Genomic DNA, 15330 nt, shown 5'->3' on the forward strand with positions numbered 1-15330 from the left:
GCGTGCTGACCTGAGCACGTGACTCAGCGATGATGGCTGTGCAACTGCCCTTGGGATCAGGTTTCCGGCAGCTGGCGACGGGTGACGCCCTTATTGCATCGCCTAATTAAGCCGGCCTTGATGTCGTCGCGAGCTTGATGTCGTCCTGAGTGAGTCCGCGGCCAAGTCGCTCTGAGCTCGCCATGGTGAGAGTCAGGCAGACGGCATGTTTCCAGGCGGAAACGACCTTCCCCTCCCTGCCCCTATGTTGCCCAACGCTATGCTATGCGCCGCCGCACGGTGCTGCGGTGTTGTGGGCCACTTTCCCGTTCCCTGTTGGACGTCGCAGCCCTTGCTTCGCGGGTGCTGGCTAGCATGCCATGCATCTGGCGCTCGCCGGTGGAGACTGCGCGCCTTCCATAGCGGAACTCGACGGCATGCCACTGGAAACGCTGCGTAAATGTTTCGATTGCGGTCGTTTATGCGGTGTTTCCCTGACGCGACACAAATCGGCATGCCTGTGTTCAACTCACAATAGGATTGCCCTTGAACAGTTCTTCGCTTTACCAGTTTTCGACCTGGACCGTCATCCTGTTGATGGTCGCTTTTTATGGCGGTACCTACCTGCTGACCCTCGGCATCCGCAAGAAGAAAGAAGACGCCGACGCCTTCATGGTCTCGAACCACCGGGTCGGTTTCGGCATCGGTGCCGCCAGCATGACGGCCACCTGGATCTGGGCCGCCTCCTTCTACGCCGCTGCCACCTCCGGTTATACCTATGGTGTGTCCGGCCCGATTCACTACGGGCTGTGGGGCGCGCTGATGATCCTGTTCATCTATCCCTTCGGCCGTCGCTTCCGCAAGCTAGCCCCCAACGCCCACACCCTGGGCGAGCTGATCCATGCGCGCCACGGCTCCTCCAGCCAGCTGATCCTGGCGCTATCGAATCTGCTCGGCAGCATCATCAGCCTGATGGTCAACTTCACTGCCGCTGGCGCGCTGGTGTCGGTGCTCTCGCCGCTATCGTTCCAGGCCGGCGTGATCATCGCCGGTGTCGGGGTGTTGCTGTACACGCTGTGGTCGGGCTTTCGCGCCTCGGTGCTGACGGACTTTGCTCAACTGGTCGCGCTGATGGCGATCGCCGTGGTGATCATTCCGGCGGTGTTCTTTTCCATGGGTGGGCCGACCGAGCTGGTGGCAGGTCTCGATAACCTGACGCCTGAGCAGGCCGATTTCTTCTCCATGGACGCTATTCTCAACCAGGGCGCGCCCTTCTTCGTGGCGGTACTGGCCTATGCCATCGGTAATCAGACCATTTCCCAGCGCCTGTTCGCGGTGAACGAAGATCACATCAAGCCGACCTTCCTCACCGCTACCGTGGGGTATGGCGCCATCGTCATCGGCCTTGGCATGATCGGACTGATGGCGCTGACCCTGGGGGTCGAGCCCCTCAACGGAGACATGAACAACCTGATCCCGCAGATGGTATCGAGCTACCTGCCGCCGGTGTTCATTGCGGCCTTCTTCATCCTGGTGATCGGCTCATTGTCCTCGACCGCCGATTCCGACCTGTCGGCCCTGTCTGCGATCATGATGGCCGACGTCTACGGCAAGAACATTGCCCGTGGCAAGGCCGACCCCCGCCGCATGCTGCTGGTGGGCCGCCTCACGATGATCGTGGCCACCATGATCGGCATCGTCTTTGCGAGCTTCTCGCTGGATATTCTGGTGATGCTGGTATTCGTCGGCGCGCTATGGGGCGCCATCGTCTTCCCGGTCATTGCCAGCTGCTTCTGGAGCCGGGTCACCAACGCTGCCTTTACCACCTCGGTGCTGGTGGCCATGGTGGCCTTCTGTGCGGCGCGCTTCGAATGGCTGCCGATGACCGGCATCACCGGGCTTGGGTTCGAGCTGCTGGCCAGTATCGGCGGCGGCATCATCATCGCGCTGATGGTGTTCGGCTTCCTGGGGCGGGTGGCCGGCGCGGTGGCTGGACTTGCGGCCTTTGTTGCCATGCTGGTATTCGCTACCGGCTTCCTGCGCGAGTACACGGTTCTGCTGGCGTCATTGACGGCCTATGGCACCAGCACGCTGGTCTGTGTGGCGATGAGCCTCGCCAGCCGTGAACGCTTCGACTTCGACTGTATTGCAGAGCGTGTCGGCAACTATGACGCCGCCGAGGCCGCGCCGGTAGCCGACGAGCACCCGCGCAAGCCCGCCCCGGCAGGACTTGCGACCCAGCGCTGAACCCTTGTTTGACGGGCGCCGCAGGCTGGCGGCGCCCACCGATGGAGATTCCCCATGACCCTGCTCTTTGGCCTTTACGTATTGATCTGGCCTGCCCTCACCCTAGGCGTGCTGCTGCTGATCTGCCGCGCCGTTGCCCGCGACCGTCGTGAGGCGAAAAAGGACCACCGCACCCTGGTGTGAGACGTGACGCGCACTGACCTGTTGCGTTACCTGACCTCGATGCGAGGGACAGGCCACAACGCAAGAAGCCGCCCCTCGGGGCGGCTTCTTTCGCTAAGGCTGGCCTTATGGGGCTGGCCTTATGGCTGGCGGCAGGGAGGGGAGGTCCCTTCAGCGCCGCGCCATGCCATGCCAGATCAGATCCGACACAGGACTCAGTCTTCCTCTGTCTCGTCTGCTTCTTCTGTCTCGGCATCGCCGACCCAGACTTTGAGGATGGCGTAAGGCGCCTTGCCCTCATCGTCCCCACCGGTGAACGGCGGTGCCTTGTGCAGCTGATTCACCGCGACATAGAGCCAGCCATCGTCAGCAAGACGCACACTGTCAGGCCAGTCCAGGCGTTCGTCGCGCACGAGTGGCTCCAGGCGTCCATCCATGGTCAGGATGTCAACGCCATTCTCGTTGAGGTTGGTGAAGAAGTGGCGCCCATCCTCGACGGTGTCGGCGCCGTCAGATACCGGCTTGTCACCCACCCGGGTGATGGCATTTGCCAAGTCGTCACGCTCCGCGTCCTCGACCAGCAGGTCCGTAGGCATGGCGTACCAGCTTTGACCATTCATGGCGCCGTAGAACAGCGTTTCACCGTTAGCGGACAGGGTGATGGGGTTGACTCCGACGCTGGCCGGTTCGCCGCCAAACTGGATGTCTTCGCCGTTGATGGTGAGCGTCGCGGACGCCTCAGCCTGCAGCGAGGGATGATCATCAAAGCGGTGAGCCTCGCCGCTCTCCAGGTCGAGGGTGATGATGCCCGGCGTGGCGATATCTGCCAGGTAGGCAACACCACGTTCGCGGTCGACTTCCAGATCCTGGACAAAGCTGCCCTCAGGGGCGATGTCCTGGGGCAAGGTAATCTTGTCGATCAACTCGCCGGAGGCAATATCAAACCCCCAAAGTCGCGTCTTGCCCAGGTGGTTGCCCATATCCGTGATCCACAGGCCCCCTTGGCCATCCAGGGCAATGCCCAGCGGTGAATCGATGGTGTCGTCGGTGTAGTCACCACCATGGGTCTGCACCTGTGGCGATGGCCAGGCCCGGTAGCTGTGGGGACCGGTGATCTCGATCAACTGGACGTCGTGATCGCCGTCCATGGGATGGACGGTGGAGAAGATGCGACCTTCGGCAGTAACGGTGACGTTGCCTGGGCGCAATGGAAGTTCGGCAACGCTTCTGATCTCGCCGCGATACAAAGGCTCTGCGGCAGACTGATAGTGACCCTGGAGGGGGTCATGGGCGACCGCGGTGACGGGCAGGGCGGCGGCCATCAATGCGGACAGCAGCAGTGAACGGGGAAGCTCGCGCTGGGCACGGCGACGGGCGGTGGACATGGGGCGACCTCGTAATAGCGATAACTTGAGCGACTGCTCAATGCCCAACCCTAGCATGTTTTGTGCTCACCCCAAGACGTCACCGGGTGAAAACTGGATAATGCGCCTCAATGGCGTGGTCACGTGACCAAGGTTGACCACCCCCACCCATTACTCCGGTGCTGACTCCATGGAAATCAAGGTCAATTTTCTCGACAACCTGAGGCTCGAGGCCAAGTTCGACGACTTCACCGTCGTCACCGACCAGCCCATCCGCTACAAGGGTGACGGCTCGGCGCCGAGCCCCTTCGACTATTTCCTGGCGTCGTCTGCTCTGTGCGCCGCGTATTTCGTCAAGGTGTACTGCGTCGCGCGGGACATTCCCACCGAGAATATCCGCCTCTCGCAGAACAACATCGTTGACCCGGAAAATCGCTACAACCAGATCTTCAAGATCCAGGTCGAGCTGCCGGAAGATCTGTCCGACAAGGACCGCCAGGGCATCCTGCGCTCAATCGAACGCTGTACCGTCAAGAAGGTGGTGCAGACCGGTCCCGAGTTCCAGATCGAAACGGTGGAGAACCTCGACGAAGACGCCCAGGCGCTGCTGATGGCCGAACCGCCGGAGGGAGAGCGTACCTGGATCGAGGGCAAGGACCTCCCTCTGGAGCAGACCATCGCCAACATGACCGGCATGCTGGCGGAGCTCGGCATGAAGGTCGAGATTGCCTCCTGGCGCAATATCGTGCCCCATGTCTGGTCGCTGCATATCCGTGACGCTGCCTCGCCCATGTGCTTCACCAACGGCAAGGGGGCGACCAAGGAAAGCGCGCTGTGCTCGGCACTGGGTGAGTTCATCGAGCGCTTGAGCTGCAACTTCTTCTACAACGACCAGTTTTTCGGTGAGGAGATCGCCTCGAGCGAGTTCGTTCACTATCCCTGCGAAAAGTGGTTTCAGCCAGGGCCCAACGACGAGCTGCCCAAGGGCATTCTCGACGACTACTGCCTGGAGATCTTCGATCCGGACGGTGAGCTTCAGGGCTCGCACCTGATCGATACCAACTCCGGCAAGGTCGAGCGCGGTATCGTTTCGCTACCGTTCGTGCGTCAGTCCGATGGCGAGGTGGTCTACTTTCCGTCGAACCTGATCGAGAACCTGTATCTGTCCAACGGCATGAGCGCCGGCAACACCCTGGCCGAAGCCCAGGTACAGTGCCTGTCGGAGATCTTCGAGCGGGCGGTGAAACGCCAGATTCTGGAGCAGGAGCTGGCGCTGCCAGACGTGCCCGACGAGGTGCTGGCCAAGTACCCGGATATCGTTGAAGGCGTCAAGGCGCTGGAGGATCAGGGCTTTCCGGTACTGGTGAAGGATGCCTCGCTTGGCGGGCAGTTTCCGGTAGCCTGTGTGACCTTGATGAACCCCAAGACGGGCGGCGTGTTCGCCTCCTTTGGCGCTCATCCGAGCTTCCAGGTCGCCGTGGAGCGCAGTCTGACCGAGCTGATGCAGGGTCGCAGTTTTGAAGGCCTGAATGACTTCATGCCACCGACCTTCAACTCCCTTGCCGTGACCGAGCCGAACAACTTCGTCGAGCATTTCATCGACTCCTCGGGCCTGGTGTCCTGGCGCTTCTTCAGTGCCAGGGCGGATGTCGAGTTTGTCGAGTGGGACTTCTCCGGCAGCAATGACGAAGAAGCAGCGACCCTGTTCGGCATTCTCGAAGAGCTTGGCAAGGAAGCCTACATGATGGTCCACGAGGATCTCGGGGCGCCGGTCTGTCGCATCCTGGTGCCAGGCTATTCCGAGGTCTACCCCGTCGAGGATCTGGTCTGGGACAACACCAACGTGGCGCTTGAGTACCGCGAGGACATCCTCAACCTGCACCGGCTCGACGAAGAGCAGCTCAGTGATCTGCTCGAACGTCTCGACGAGAGCCAGCTCGATGAGCACATGGATATCATCACCCTGATCGGCATCGAGTTTGACGAGAATACCGTGTGGGGCCAGCTCACCATTCTCGAGCTCAAGCTGATGCTGAATCTGGCGCTGGGCCAGCATGAAGAGGCCCTGGATCGGGTCGAGATGTTCCTGCAGTACAACGACAACACCGTCGAGCGTGGCCTGTTCTACCAGGCGGTGCGGGCGGTACTGGAGATCGAGCTCGATGAGGAGCTTGAGCGCGATGACTTCCTCTACAACCTACGCCGCATGTTCGGTGAGGACACCATGGACACGGTGGTGCGGGCCGTTGACGGTGAGCTGCGCTTCCCGGGGCTTACGCCCACCAGTATCCAGCTGGAGGGCCTGGAGAAGCATCAGCGTCTGATCGAGAGCTACAAGAAGCTGCACGCGCGCCGGGCTAGGCTGGCGGCTGAAGGCTGACTCGGCGGCGACTGCGAGTTCAGTGAGGCCAGATGAACAAAGCCCCTCTGCCGTTACGCTGCAGAGGGGCTTTTTTACGTCAGCGGCGCACATCGAACTCTGAGGCCGTACCTATGCCGTACCTACGAGCAACGTCGTGGCCATCAGGCGGGCTGTCGCGTTGCCGCGATGGTCACGTCGCGGATGTTGATATGCTGAGGCTGCTGATACATGTAGAGCGCGGCTGCGGCGATATCATCGGCATGCAGTACTCCTCCCATGGAGGCTTTCCACTGTTCGTAGCCTTCTATGATGTCGGGGTCTGTGGTGTGTCCCAGTAACTCCGTATCAACCGCGCCTGGATGAATGGCCATGACGCGGACGCCACTGTCGGCCACTTCTTCACGCAGGTTTTCGCTGATGGCACTCGCCGCGAACTTGCTGCCAACGTAAGCCGCGTGGTTGGGGAAGCTCTTCTTGCCGGCGATGGAACTGATATTGAGAATGGTGCCCGCACCGCGTTCACACATGCCGGCCAGCACGGCTTGGGTTCCATGCAACAGGCCCAGCACGTTGACGTCGAGCATACGCTTCCACTCTGCTGCATCCTGAGTCGCGAGCTGGCCCAGCAACATGACCCCCGCGTTGTTGACCAACAGGTCTGTGGGCCCGAATGTCTTCTCTGCCTCGCTAATGGCGTTGGCCAGGGCGGATGGGTCGGTCACATCGACCTGTCGGCACAGGCTGTCGGGAAGGTTCATCGCTTGCATGGGTTCGAGTCGGCGCGCCAGCAATAGCAAGGGGTGTTCGGCGCTGGAGAAATGGCGGGCGATTGCAGCACCGATGCCAGAAGAGGCTCCGGTAATGACAACGAGGGGCTTGTTCATGGTGTCACCTTTGCGTGTGAAAAGCCGTGCGAGACGGCCTTTGTGAATCGACAGGGGCGCATTCTGGGGCTTGCCGCTATGATGAAAAATCCATCCATTGAAAAATGACTGTTCACATTTTATGAACAATATCCCTTGGCGCTGGACGCGTGCCTTCCTGCTGGTCGCTGAGCACGGCAGTTTTACCGCGGCAGCCCATGCTTCTGGCCAGTCCAAGGCGAACCTCAGCCAGCAGATCACCGAGCTGGAACGCGCGCTCAAGGTGCAGTTGCTTCACCGCACCACGCGCCGCTTGCGCCTCACCAGCGTGGGGGAGGGATACTTCGAGCGCGCGACTCTGGCGTTTCAGCAGCTCGATGCGGCCACCGAGTGGGCCATGCAGTCGACGCGAGAACTCAAGGGCGTGATTCGAATGAATGCGGTGGGTGGTCTGGTAGGCGAAGAGCTCATTGCACCGCTGGTGTTTCGGTTCCAGCAGGCGAATCCCGGGGTCGAGGTGGAGTTGGACTTCTCCAGCCTGCGGGTAGACCTGCTGACGAGCCGCTACGATCTGGTGATGCGCATGGGCGAGCTGGAAGACTCAACGCTGGTGGCCAGGCGGTTGCACCAGGTCACCACGCGCTATGTGGCAAGTCCGGAGTTGCTTGAGCAACACGCTCCCGTGCGCAGGCCTGAAGATTTGCAGGGGCTGCCGTTGATCTACGGGAGCGTTGATCACTGGTTATTGAAGCGGGGGGATCAGCAGCGGGTAGTGCAGGCCCGCGGAGGCTTCAAGATCGTCAGTGGCCATGCGATGCGTCAAGCCGCGTTGTCTGGCCTTGGTGTCACCCGCTTGGTCGATGTCTACGTCGAGGCGGACATCGCCCGGGGTGACCTGGTCGAGGTGTTACCTGATTGGTCTGATACGACTCCCTTGTCGCTGGTCTGCCCGCCCCATCGCTATCAGCTTGAGCGAGTGCGCGCGCTGATGAGCTGGTTGATCCAGGAGTTTCCTGACGTGTACACCCGGGCCCTGCGCGAGGGGCTAGCGGCAAAGCGCGTGCGTTAGGAGGCTGCATTGCGGGCGCCGTGTGGGCGACCCGCCTGGATCCACCTTGTAGGGCTGTCGTTACCGCCCCATCCATCCTCCATCGACCGTCATGACGGTGCCGTGCATATAGTCCGAGGCGCGGGAGGCGAGAAATACGACAGGTCCCTTGAAGTCATCGGGGCTGCCCCAGCGTCCAGCGGGGATTCGGGCCAGGATGTCTCGGGATCTGTCGGAATCTTCCCGCAGTGCCTGGGTGTTGTCGGTGGCGATATACCCGGGCGCGATGGCATTGACGTTCACGCCATGGGCCGCCCATTCATTGGCGAAGGCCTTGGTCAGCTGGGCAATGCCGCCCTTGCTGGCGGCGTATCCCGGTACCGTGATGCCGCCCTGAAACGACAGCAGTGAAGCAGTGAAGATGATCTTGCCGCTGCCCCTGTCGACCATGTGTCGACCGATCTCCCGGGTCAACACGAAAGGTGCACTTAGATTGATGTCGATCACCCGGTCCCACAGCGCGTCCGAGTGTTCATGGGCTGGCGCGCGCTCGATGGTGCCGGCGTTGTTGATCAGGATATCGATACGTCGCTCACCAAGTCCCTCCACCAGCGTCATCAGCGCCTTGCGGTCAGACAGGTCGCAGGCGATACCCTCGAAACGTCGTCCCAGCTTGCGCACCTGTTCACCCAGCTCGTCGCCATCGCTGGCCATGCTGGCGCTGACGCCGATGATATCGGCACCGGCTTCAGCCAAGGCCAGCGCCATGGCCGCGCCGATGCCTCTGCGAGCCCCTGTCACCAGCGCCGTCTGTCCAGTCAGGGAAAAGTGGCTAAGCATTGTCATCCTGTATCTCCTTGAGCCTTGTGCTTCCGTTGGTGGTGACGAGCAGCTTCTCATCTCGACATGGTGAGGTGCCATCTGCGATCCATCCGCAGGGGGGAACAGACGTCGTGTCGACTCTGTGGCCTTTGTTAATACAAATATTGCCTTGTTATACCTATGTCTAATCGCCAGGACGGCGTCGCTAGTTGACGTGCTGATGCTTCATAAAAAATGTTGTATTTCAATGTATTATTGATTGAAACTGAAAGCGGTGTAACGTGTTTCTTGGCTCTGAAGAGGTGTGGGGATAGATAAGTTGTAAAAAGTTGTTTGAAAAGCGGCAGGGCGATTTCTATAGTGACCACGTCACTTACCGGCCCGGTGGGCCCAGAACAGGCGAAGCCCATGAGCATCATCAACGATTACCCCCACCCCGAGTTGTCCAGCCTGACCCGTGAGCGCCTGATGCGCGCGTCGACGGCATCGCTGCACACCTTGCTGCACAAGCGTGGCCTGAAAAATACCTACATCCAGAACGTCGGACGCATGAACACTGCCCAGGTCAAGATGGTGGGGCAGGCGTACACACTGCGCTATATCCCGGCCCGGGAAGATCTCGACACGGTCGCTGCGTTTCGTGATCCAGAGCATCCCCAGCGCCTGGCCGTCGAGACAGTGCCACCGGGGCGTGTCCTGGTGTCCGACTGCCGTCAGGATGCCAGCGCCGCCAGTGCCGGGAGCATCCTGCTGACCCGGTTACAGGTGCGCGAGTGCGCGGGCTTTGTGTCCGACGCGGGAGTGCGTGACTCGGAGTACGCCGAGACCATGTCGATGCCGGTGTTTTGCACCAAGCCCAGTGCCCCGACCAACCTGACCAAGCACCATGCCGTGGACATCCAGCAGCCCATCGGCTGTGGCGGCGTCCCGGTCTACCCGGGCGATGTCCTGGTGGGTGATGGTGACGGCGTCATGGTCATTCCGCTGGAGCTGGCTGATGAAGTCGCAGAAGAGGCGGCAGGTATGGAGGCTTTCGAGGCCTACGTGCTGGAGAAAGTCAGCGCTGGGGCCAAGGTTATCGGCCTTTACCCGCCCAACGAGCAGGCCCAGGAGGAGTATCAGGCCTACCTGCGTCAGCAGCAGTCGCGTTGAGGTTGCAGCACTGATGCAGCCGCGCTGACGCCTCACTGCAACACGATGACTGGTCACTTCCAGTGGCCACTCATTCGACTATCACAATCAATAATGAAAGGAGCCGCCATGACTGCTCACACCTTGCTCTCGACTCGCCAGTGGTCACGCCTTGCTTCCGTCACGACCGGGGGTACCCTGGCAAGTGTTCTCCTGGCTGCCGCAGTCGCCGTGCCTGTGGCCCAGGCCGACTTCCCCCAGCGCGACGTGCGAATGATCGTGCCGTGGCCGGCGGGAGGTGGTGCCGATGCTATCTCGCGCAAGATCAGTAATCTGGCCGAGCAGGCGCTGCCGACCTCTGTCTACGTCGAGAATATCGGTGGTGCTGTCACCGCGACCGGCCTGATGCAGCTGGCCAAGGCGCGTCCTGATGGCCACACCATCGGAGTGCTGACCTACGATAGCGTGGTGACCTTGCCGCGGGGCAATATGGTCCCGGGCTACTCGCTGGATAAGCTTGAACCCTTCGCCCGTGTGACCCAGGAGGCCGATGCCATCGTGGTGTCGAAGCAGTCTGGTTACGGCTCCTACGAAGAGCTGATCGAGGCGGCCCGAGCAAACCCCGGTACTGTGCGCATTGGTGTAGCGCCGGAAGGGTCTGGTCCTTACCTGGCGGTGCGCCGACTGGAGGCCGCGACCGGGGTGAGCTTCAACGTGATCTCCTATCCGGGATCCTCCACTGCGGAGGCCGAAGCCCTGTTGTCCGGAGAAATCGACGGAGCGATTTCTAGCCTGGGAGACTTCTCCGGCATCCTGTCCTCCGGCGATGCGCTGGGTGTGGTCGAACTGTCCGGTTCACAGAATCCTGCGTACCCGGAGGTCCCGCCGATCTCCGAGTTTGGCATCGATCTCGAGACCGGCAGTTTCATTGTCCTGGCGGCCCCCGCGAATACACCCGAGGACGTGATCGACACGCTGGAGTCCGCCTATCAGGACGCCTACGAAAGTGATGAGTTCCAGCAGTGGGTCACCAGCATTGGAGTGACGCCAGGGTGGCTGGGCAGCGAGGAGGTCGACGACTGGATCGCCAGCTACCAGCAGAGAACCTTTGCCGCGATGGATGAGCTGAACCTGTAAGCCTGACGCGAAGGTCGCCAGCATCTGCGGATCTTCGCCGATCGCCACCCACGGAAACGGATTAGAGGACCTTGGGAAGCGCTGAATACATCAGCCGAGCGCAATGAGAGGCTAGGCGCCCGCAGCGCAGCACCCGGAGCCTATGCGGTATAGGTGAGGAGTCGAGCAGCGCGCAACGCAGCGACTCGTCCGCGCAGGCATGTATGCAGTGTTTCCCTTACGTCGCTGTCCGTTTCCGTTCCTACCCAATGATCATTGTGTGGTCGGCTCCTGGTTGCGGGGGCCGAGAGAGGTTCCCTATGTCCCGATTTTCTGTCCCCACGATGGCGCGTGCACTGGGCACCGGCGCCGCCTGCTTTCATGGTGTCCTGGCGCTGATGTCGCTCGGTTACCTCATCGTCACCTTGACCATGGGGCCACCGCTGCAGAATGGCAAGCTGACGCCGTCCTTCTTTCCTTTACTGATAGGTGCGCTTGCGAGCGTGCTGTGCCTGTTGCAATGGCGTTCTGCGGTTCACGAGAACCTTGCAGCGACAGCCTCGGACGCACCGCAAGCGACGGTGCAAGCGCGGGCACATCGCTTTTCGCCTGAGCTTCTGTTGATGCTCGCAACGCTGGTGTATGTCCTGGCCTTTCAGGGGATTGGCTACCTGCTGTCTACCCTGATCTACGTGCTGACGGTGATGATGCTGTTCTCTGGCGTCGATAGGTGGCTGTCAAAGGTAGCGATCGCCATGGCCATCACTGGGGTGGGCTACCTGTTGTTCCAGCAGATTTTCAATGTACGTCTACCGGCGCTATGGGGGTGAGCCATGGATTTTCTGACACAAGTGGTAGCGAGCTTTGCTCTGCTGCTCAACCCCACCGTGCTGTTCTACGTGGTGGCCGGCTTTCTGATCGGCACGGTGTTTTCGGCCATTCCAGGACTCACCGCCACCCTGGCGTTGGCGCTGCTGCTGCCGCTGACCTATAGCCTTGACGTGACCACCGCGCTGATGGCCTGTGCCAGCATTTACATGGCCGGCATGTGCGGCGGCAGTATCACCGCCACTACCATCAACATTCCCGGTGCTCCCTCGTCGATGATGACCGCCCTGGAAGGCTATCCCATGCAGCAGCGGGGCGAAGGGCCTCTGGCGCTGGGGCATGCCTCCTTCGCCTCGATGATCGGGGGCGTCTTCGGAGCGGTACTGCTGGTGCTGCTGGCGCCCTTGATCGCTGACCTGTCGCTGCTGGTGCAGACCACTGGCAAGTGCGCGCTGATCCTGTTTGCGCTGATCGTGATTGTCATTGCCCAGCGGGGCAACGTCCGCCGTGCCGGCATTGCCGCGTGCCTCGGGTTGATGTTGGCGACGGTGGGGCTCGATGCCATGGTGCCGGTGGCCAGGTTCAGCTTTGGTAGCGGCGACCTGGCGGCAGGTATCGATCTGATGCCCGTCATTATCGGCACCTTTGCGATCAGTGAGCTACTGACCCAGTTGGCCGAGAACGACAAGGCCTTGAGTATTCGTGAGAAGTTGAAGGGGGTGGCAAAGATTCGCCGTCGCGACTTCATCCCTTCGCGCTCGGCGATTCGTCGTATCGGCGCCGCCTGCTACCTGAAATCCTCGACCATCGGCTACCTGGTCGGCACCCTGCCCGGGGCAGGTGGCTCCATGGGGGGCTTTCTGGCCTACGTGGAAGCCGTACGCACCTCAAAAGAGCCTGACACTTTCGGCAAGGGCAATCCTCAGGGAATTGCCGCAGCGGAAAGCGCCAACAATGCGGTGTGTGGCGGTGCCCTGGTGCCGATGCTGACCTTCGGTATACCGGGTGATCCGATTACCGCGATCGTGCTTGGCGTGCTAGTGATCAACGGCATCCAGCCCGGACCCCAGTTGATGGAGTCCCAGGCCGGGTTAATCGCCCCGATGCTGGCGGCCCTGATCTTCAGCGCCTTGATCCTGATCCCGTTGACGATGTATCTGCTGGGTCCGTACTTCATCCGTATTGTGCGCATTCGCCGCGACGTGCTGTTCGGCTCGATCGCCATGCTGGCGGTGGTGGGCAGCTATGTGGCCACTTACTCCACCTTCCAGATGATGATGACCCTGATCATGGGGGTGCTGGCCTTCTATCTGCGCAAGCACGGCTACCCGGTGGTAACCCTGCTGCTGGGTTTCATTCTCGGCCCAGGCCTGGAAGAGTACCTGCGGCGTGCGCTGACGTTGTCCAATGGCGACCTGACGGTGTTTGTGACCCAGCCTGATAGCCTGTTCTTCTTGGTGCTGACCGGCGTCTTTGTCTACTTCCTGGCAATCCGCAAGCCAGTACAGCTCAAAAGTCGCGAAAGCACCGGCTGAGGGCGTCGATACCTGGCATACCTTCGCGCCTGATCCTGTCACGTCGACGGGGTCAGGCGTTTTGTTGCACGACCCCGAAGGCACGGCCGTGGCTGAATCAACTCGCCTTTGGGGGGAGCGAGAAGGGGCCATGGGCCGCCAGGCACCGATGACCGCTATCAACAAGAAGGCCCTCGCCGGTGGCGAGGGCCTTCTTGTCTTCGTGGTGGCGGTCTTCTCTTGGGTTCCGCGATCCTGGCAAGCGTGGCGGTTAGGCCTGTCTTTCGAAAGGCCTAGCCCTGGCGCTTGCCGTTGACCTGGCGTGGCAGGCCCAGCGGGTTGTCGGCCTTGAGACTGTCCGGCGCCAGCGCCTCGGGCAGCGCCTGATAGCACACCGGGCGCAAGAAACGCTGGATAGCGGCACTGCCCACCGATGTGGTGCGCGTGTCGGAGGTCGCGGGCCAGGGGCCGCCATGGACCATGGTGTGACACACCTCGACGCCGGTGGGCCAGCCGTTGAACAGGATGCGGCCAGCGCGGCGTTCGAGCAGTGGCAGTAACCGCTCGGCTAGCGCATGGTCGGCCTGGTCCAGGTGGACCGTGGCGGTTAGCTGGCCCTCCAGGGCGCTCAGCACCTGTGTCATCTGTTCTACCGACGCACATTCGACGATCAGTGCGCAGGCGCCGAACACCTCGTCGTGCAGGGCGTCATTGCCGATGAACGCGCTGGCGCTGGTGCGGAAAAGGTGCGGCTGACAGGGGCAGGCGAGGTGCCCGGTATCCTTACCCTTGGCGACCAGGGCAACGTCCGGCTGATCGGCAAGTTGGGCTACGCCTTGCTGGTAGGCGGCGTGAATGCCAGGAGTCAGCATCAACTGGGGGCCCGCCTCTCTGACCGCCTTGCCGGCCTGGTCGACAAAGCGTTCCAGGGCATGGCCGGACAGTGCCAGGATCAGGCCCGGGTTGGTGCAGAACTGCCCGGCTCCCATGGTCAGAGAAGCGACGAAGGCCTCACCCAGATCCTCAGCTGCCGTTTCCAGCTGGTGTGGCAACAGCAAAACAGGGTTGATGCTGCTCATCTCGGCGTAAACCGGGATCGGCTGCGGGCGCGCCTGGGCGGTGCGAAGCAGCGCAGTACCCCCAGTGCGTGAGCCGGTGAAGCCAACCGCCTGGATGCGTGGGTCTCGCACCAGGCCCTGACCGAGTTCGCGGCCGCTGCCGTAAAGCAGCGAGAAGACTCCCTCGGGCATGTCGCACTCCCGCGCGGCTTGCTGAACGGCACGTCCGACCAGCTCCGAGGTGCCTGGATGAGCGGAGTGAGCCTTGACGATCACTGGACAGCCCGCTGCGAGGGCAGAAGCGGTGTCGCCTCCTGCCACTGAGAATGCCAGCGGGAAGTTACTGGCGCCAAATACCGCCACGGGACCCACTGGCACCTGCTGCTGAGCCAGCGCTGGGCGTGGCATGGGCGTGCGTTCAGGAAGGGCATCCTCCATGCGCACGCCCAGGAATTCGCCACTGCGCAGCACCTCGGCGAACAGCCGGAGCTGCCCGCAGGTGCGGCCGCGCTCGCCTTCCAGTCGGGCCTTGGGCAGGCCGGTCTCGGCCATGGCGCGCTCGGTCAGAGCATCACCCAGGGCATCGATGTGGTCGGCGATGGTGTCCAGAAAGCGGGCTCGATCGGCAAGTGGTAGCTGTCGGTATGGCAGGAAGGCATCTTCCGCCAGCTGGCAAGCTCGCTCGATCTCGGCGGCCCCCGCGCTGGGGTAGGTGGGTGACAGCATGTCTCCCGAGGCGGGATTGATGGCGGCGATACCGCGTTCGCCAACATCGCCTGCCAACGACCGGAAGCCGATCAACTGGTGTCCTTCAAGTGTCATGACCATCTCCTGTT

Annotated in this window: 12 protein-coding genes; 8 read left to right on the forward strand and 4 right to left on the reverse strand. The window is 61.7% G+C overall.

Annotated elements, in window-relative coordinates:
• Positions 1-525 precede the first annotated feature (525 nt).
• Both KUV41_RS09135 and KUV41_RS09140 read left to right on the forward strand, forming a co-directional pair.
• The gene (locus tag KUV41_RS09135; RefSeq protein ID WP_222485674.1) at positions 526-2226 is read left to right on the forward strand and encodes a sodium:solute symporter family protein; all 1701 of its coding nucleotides are present in this window, start codon (positions 526-528) and stop codon (positions 2224-2226) included.
• Positions 2227-2280: 54 nt separating this feature from the next.
• Positions 2281-2409, forward strand: a complete 129-nt coding sequence (locus KUV41_RS09140; RefSeq protein WP_222162054.1) for a putative transporter small subunit — start codon at positions 2281-2283, stop codon at positions 2407-2409.
• A gap of 194 nt (positions 2410-2603) precedes the next feature.
• Here KUV41_RS09140 and KUV41_RS09145 read toward each other — a convergent pair whose 3' ends face one another.
• Positions 2604-3773 carry an L-dopachrome tautomerase-related protein gene (locus KUV41_RS09145; RefSeq protein ID WP_222485676.1) on the reverse strand — a complete coding sequence of 390 codons (1170 nt, stop codon included), beginning with the start codon at positions 3771-3773 and terminating at the stop codon, positions 2604-2606.
• A 169-nt stretch (positions 3774-3942) separates the two neighbouring features.
• Between KUV41_RS09145 and KUV41_RS09150 the strand changes: the two genes are divergently transcribed.
• Positions 3943-6132, forward strand: a complete 2190-nt coding sequence (locus tag KUV41_RS09150; protein ID WP_222483827.1) for an OsmC domain/YcaO domain-containing protein — start codon at positions 3943-3945, stop codon at positions 6130-6132.
• Positions 6133-6275: 143 nt separating this feature from the next.
• Here the strand turns inward: KUV41_RS09150 and KUV41_RS09155 are convergent, their stop codons facing one another.
• Positions 6276-6998, reverse strand: coding sequence for an SDR family oxidoreductase (locus KUV41_RS09155; RefSeq protein WP_222485678.1), 723 nt, complete (start codon positions 6996-6998; stop codon positions 6276-6278).
• Between the two features lie 121 nt (positions 6999-7119).
• On the opposite strand from KUV41_RS09155, the gene KUV41_RS09160 reads away from it, so the two are divergent.
• Positions 7120-8046 carry a LysR family transcriptional regulator gene (locus KUV41_RS09160; RefSeq protein WP_222485679.1) on the forward strand — a complete coding sequence of 309 codons (927 nt, stop codon included), beginning with the start codon at positions 7120-7122 and terminating at the stop codon, positions 8044-8046.
• 60 nt (positions 8047-8106) lie between these two features.
• Here KUV41_RS09160 and KUV41_RS09165 read toward each other — a convergent pair whose 3' ends face one another.
• Entirely contained in the window at positions 8107-8871 is a 765-nt protein-coding gene (locus KUV41_RS09165) for an SDR family NAD(P)-dependent oxidoreductase (protein ID WP_315900569.1), read from the reverse strand.
• A gap of 384 nt (positions 8872-9255) precedes the next feature.
• On the opposite strand from KUV41_RS09165, the gene KUV41_RS09170 reads away from it, so the two are divergent.
• From KUV41_RS09170 to KUV41_RS09185, 4 genes are all read left to right on the forward strand, one after another.
• Positions 9256-9999 (forward strand): ribonuclease activity regulator RraA, encoded by a 744-nt coding sequence (locus KUV41_RS09170; protein ID WP_206942665.1) that lies wholly within the window; start codon positions 9256-9258, stop codon positions 9997-9999.
• 108 nt (positions 10000-10107) lie between these two features.
• Positions 10108-11115 carry a Bug family tripartite tricarboxylate transporter substrate binding protein gene (locus tag KUV41_RS09175; protein WP_206942664.1) on the forward strand — a complete coding sequence of 336 codons (1008 nt, stop codon included), beginning with the start codon at positions 10108-10110 and terminating at the stop codon, positions 11113-11115.
• Between the two features lie 299 nt (positions 11116-11414).
• Positions 11415-11924: a tripartite tricarboxylate transporter TctB family protein gene (locus KUV41_RS09180; RefSeq protein WP_222483834.1), complete on the forward strand. Its 510-nt coding sequence runs from the start codon at positions 11415-11417 to the stop codon at positions 11922-11924.
• Positions 11925-11927: 3 nt separating this feature from the next.
• Entirely contained in the window at positions 11928-13457 is a 1530-nt protein-coding gene (locus KUV41_RS09185) for a tripartite tricarboxylate transporter permease (RefSeq protein ID WP_222485681.1), read from the forward strand.
• 272 nt (positions 13458-13729) lie between these two features.
• Here the strand turns inward: KUV41_RS09185 and KUV41_RS09190 are convergent, their stop codons facing one another.
• Positions 13730-15316, reverse strand: a complete 1587-nt coding sequence (locus KUV41_RS09190; protein WP_222485684.1) for an aldehyde dehydrogenase (NADP(+)) — start codon at positions 15314-15316, stop codon at positions 13730-13732.
• Between the last annotated feature and the right edge of the window lie 14 nt (positions 15317-15330).

Source organism: Halomonas sp. DP8Y7-1, assembly GCF_019801685.1.
In the GTDB taxonomy this organism is placed as follows: Bacteria; Pseudomonadota; Gammaproteobacteria; order Pseudomonadales; family Halomonadaceae; genus Halomonas; species Halomonas litopenaei_A.

Excerpts from the sequence above, each read along its gene's own strand:
- KUV41_RS09140 (WP_222162054.1), top strand. The coding sequence starts at position 2,281 with ATGACCCTGCTCTTTGGCCTTTACGTATTGATCTGGCCTGCCCTCACC.
- KUV41_RS09145 (WP_222485676.1), bottom strand. The coding sequence starts at position 3,773 with ATGTCCACCGCCCGTCGCCGTGCCCAGCGCGAGCTTCCCCGTTCACTG.
- KUV41_RS09150 (WP_222483827.1), top strand. The coding sequence starts at position 3,943 with ATGGAAATCAAGGTCAATTTTCTCGACAACCTGAGGCTCGAGGCCAAG.
- KUV41_RS09155 (WP_222485678.1), bottom strand. The coding sequence starts at position 6,998 with ATGAACAAGCCCCTCGTTGTCATTACCGGAGCCTCTTCTGGCATCGGT.
- KUV41_RS09160 (WP_222485679.1), top strand. The coding sequence starts at position 7,120 with ATGAACAATATCCCTTGGCGCTGGACGCGTGCCTTCCTGCTGGTCGCT.
- KUV41_RS09165 (WP_315900569.1), bottom strand. The coding sequence starts at position 8,871 with ATGACAATGCTTAGCCACTTTTCCCTGACTGGACAGACGGCGCTGGTG.
- KUV41_RS09170 (WP_206942665.1), top strand. The coding sequence starts at position 9,256 with ATGAGCATCATCAACGATTACCCCCACCCCGAGTTGTCCAGCCTGACC.
- KUV41_RS09175 (WP_206942664.1), top strand. The coding sequence starts at position 10,108 with ATGACTGCTCACACCTTGCTCTCGACTCGCCAGTGGTCACGCCTTGCT.
- KUV41_RS09180 (WP_222483834.1), top strand. The coding sequence starts at position 11,415 with ATGTCCCGATTTTCTGTCCCCACGATGGCGCGTGCACTGGGCACCGGC.
- KUV41_RS09185 (WP_222485681.1), top strand. The coding sequence starts at position 11,928 with ATGGATTTTCTGACACAAGTGGTAGCGAGCTTTGCTCTGCTGCTCAAC.
- KUV41_RS09190 (WP_222485684.1), bottom strand. The coding sequence starts at position 15,316 with ATGACACTTGAAGGACACCAGTTGATCGGCTTCCGGTCGTTGGCAGGC.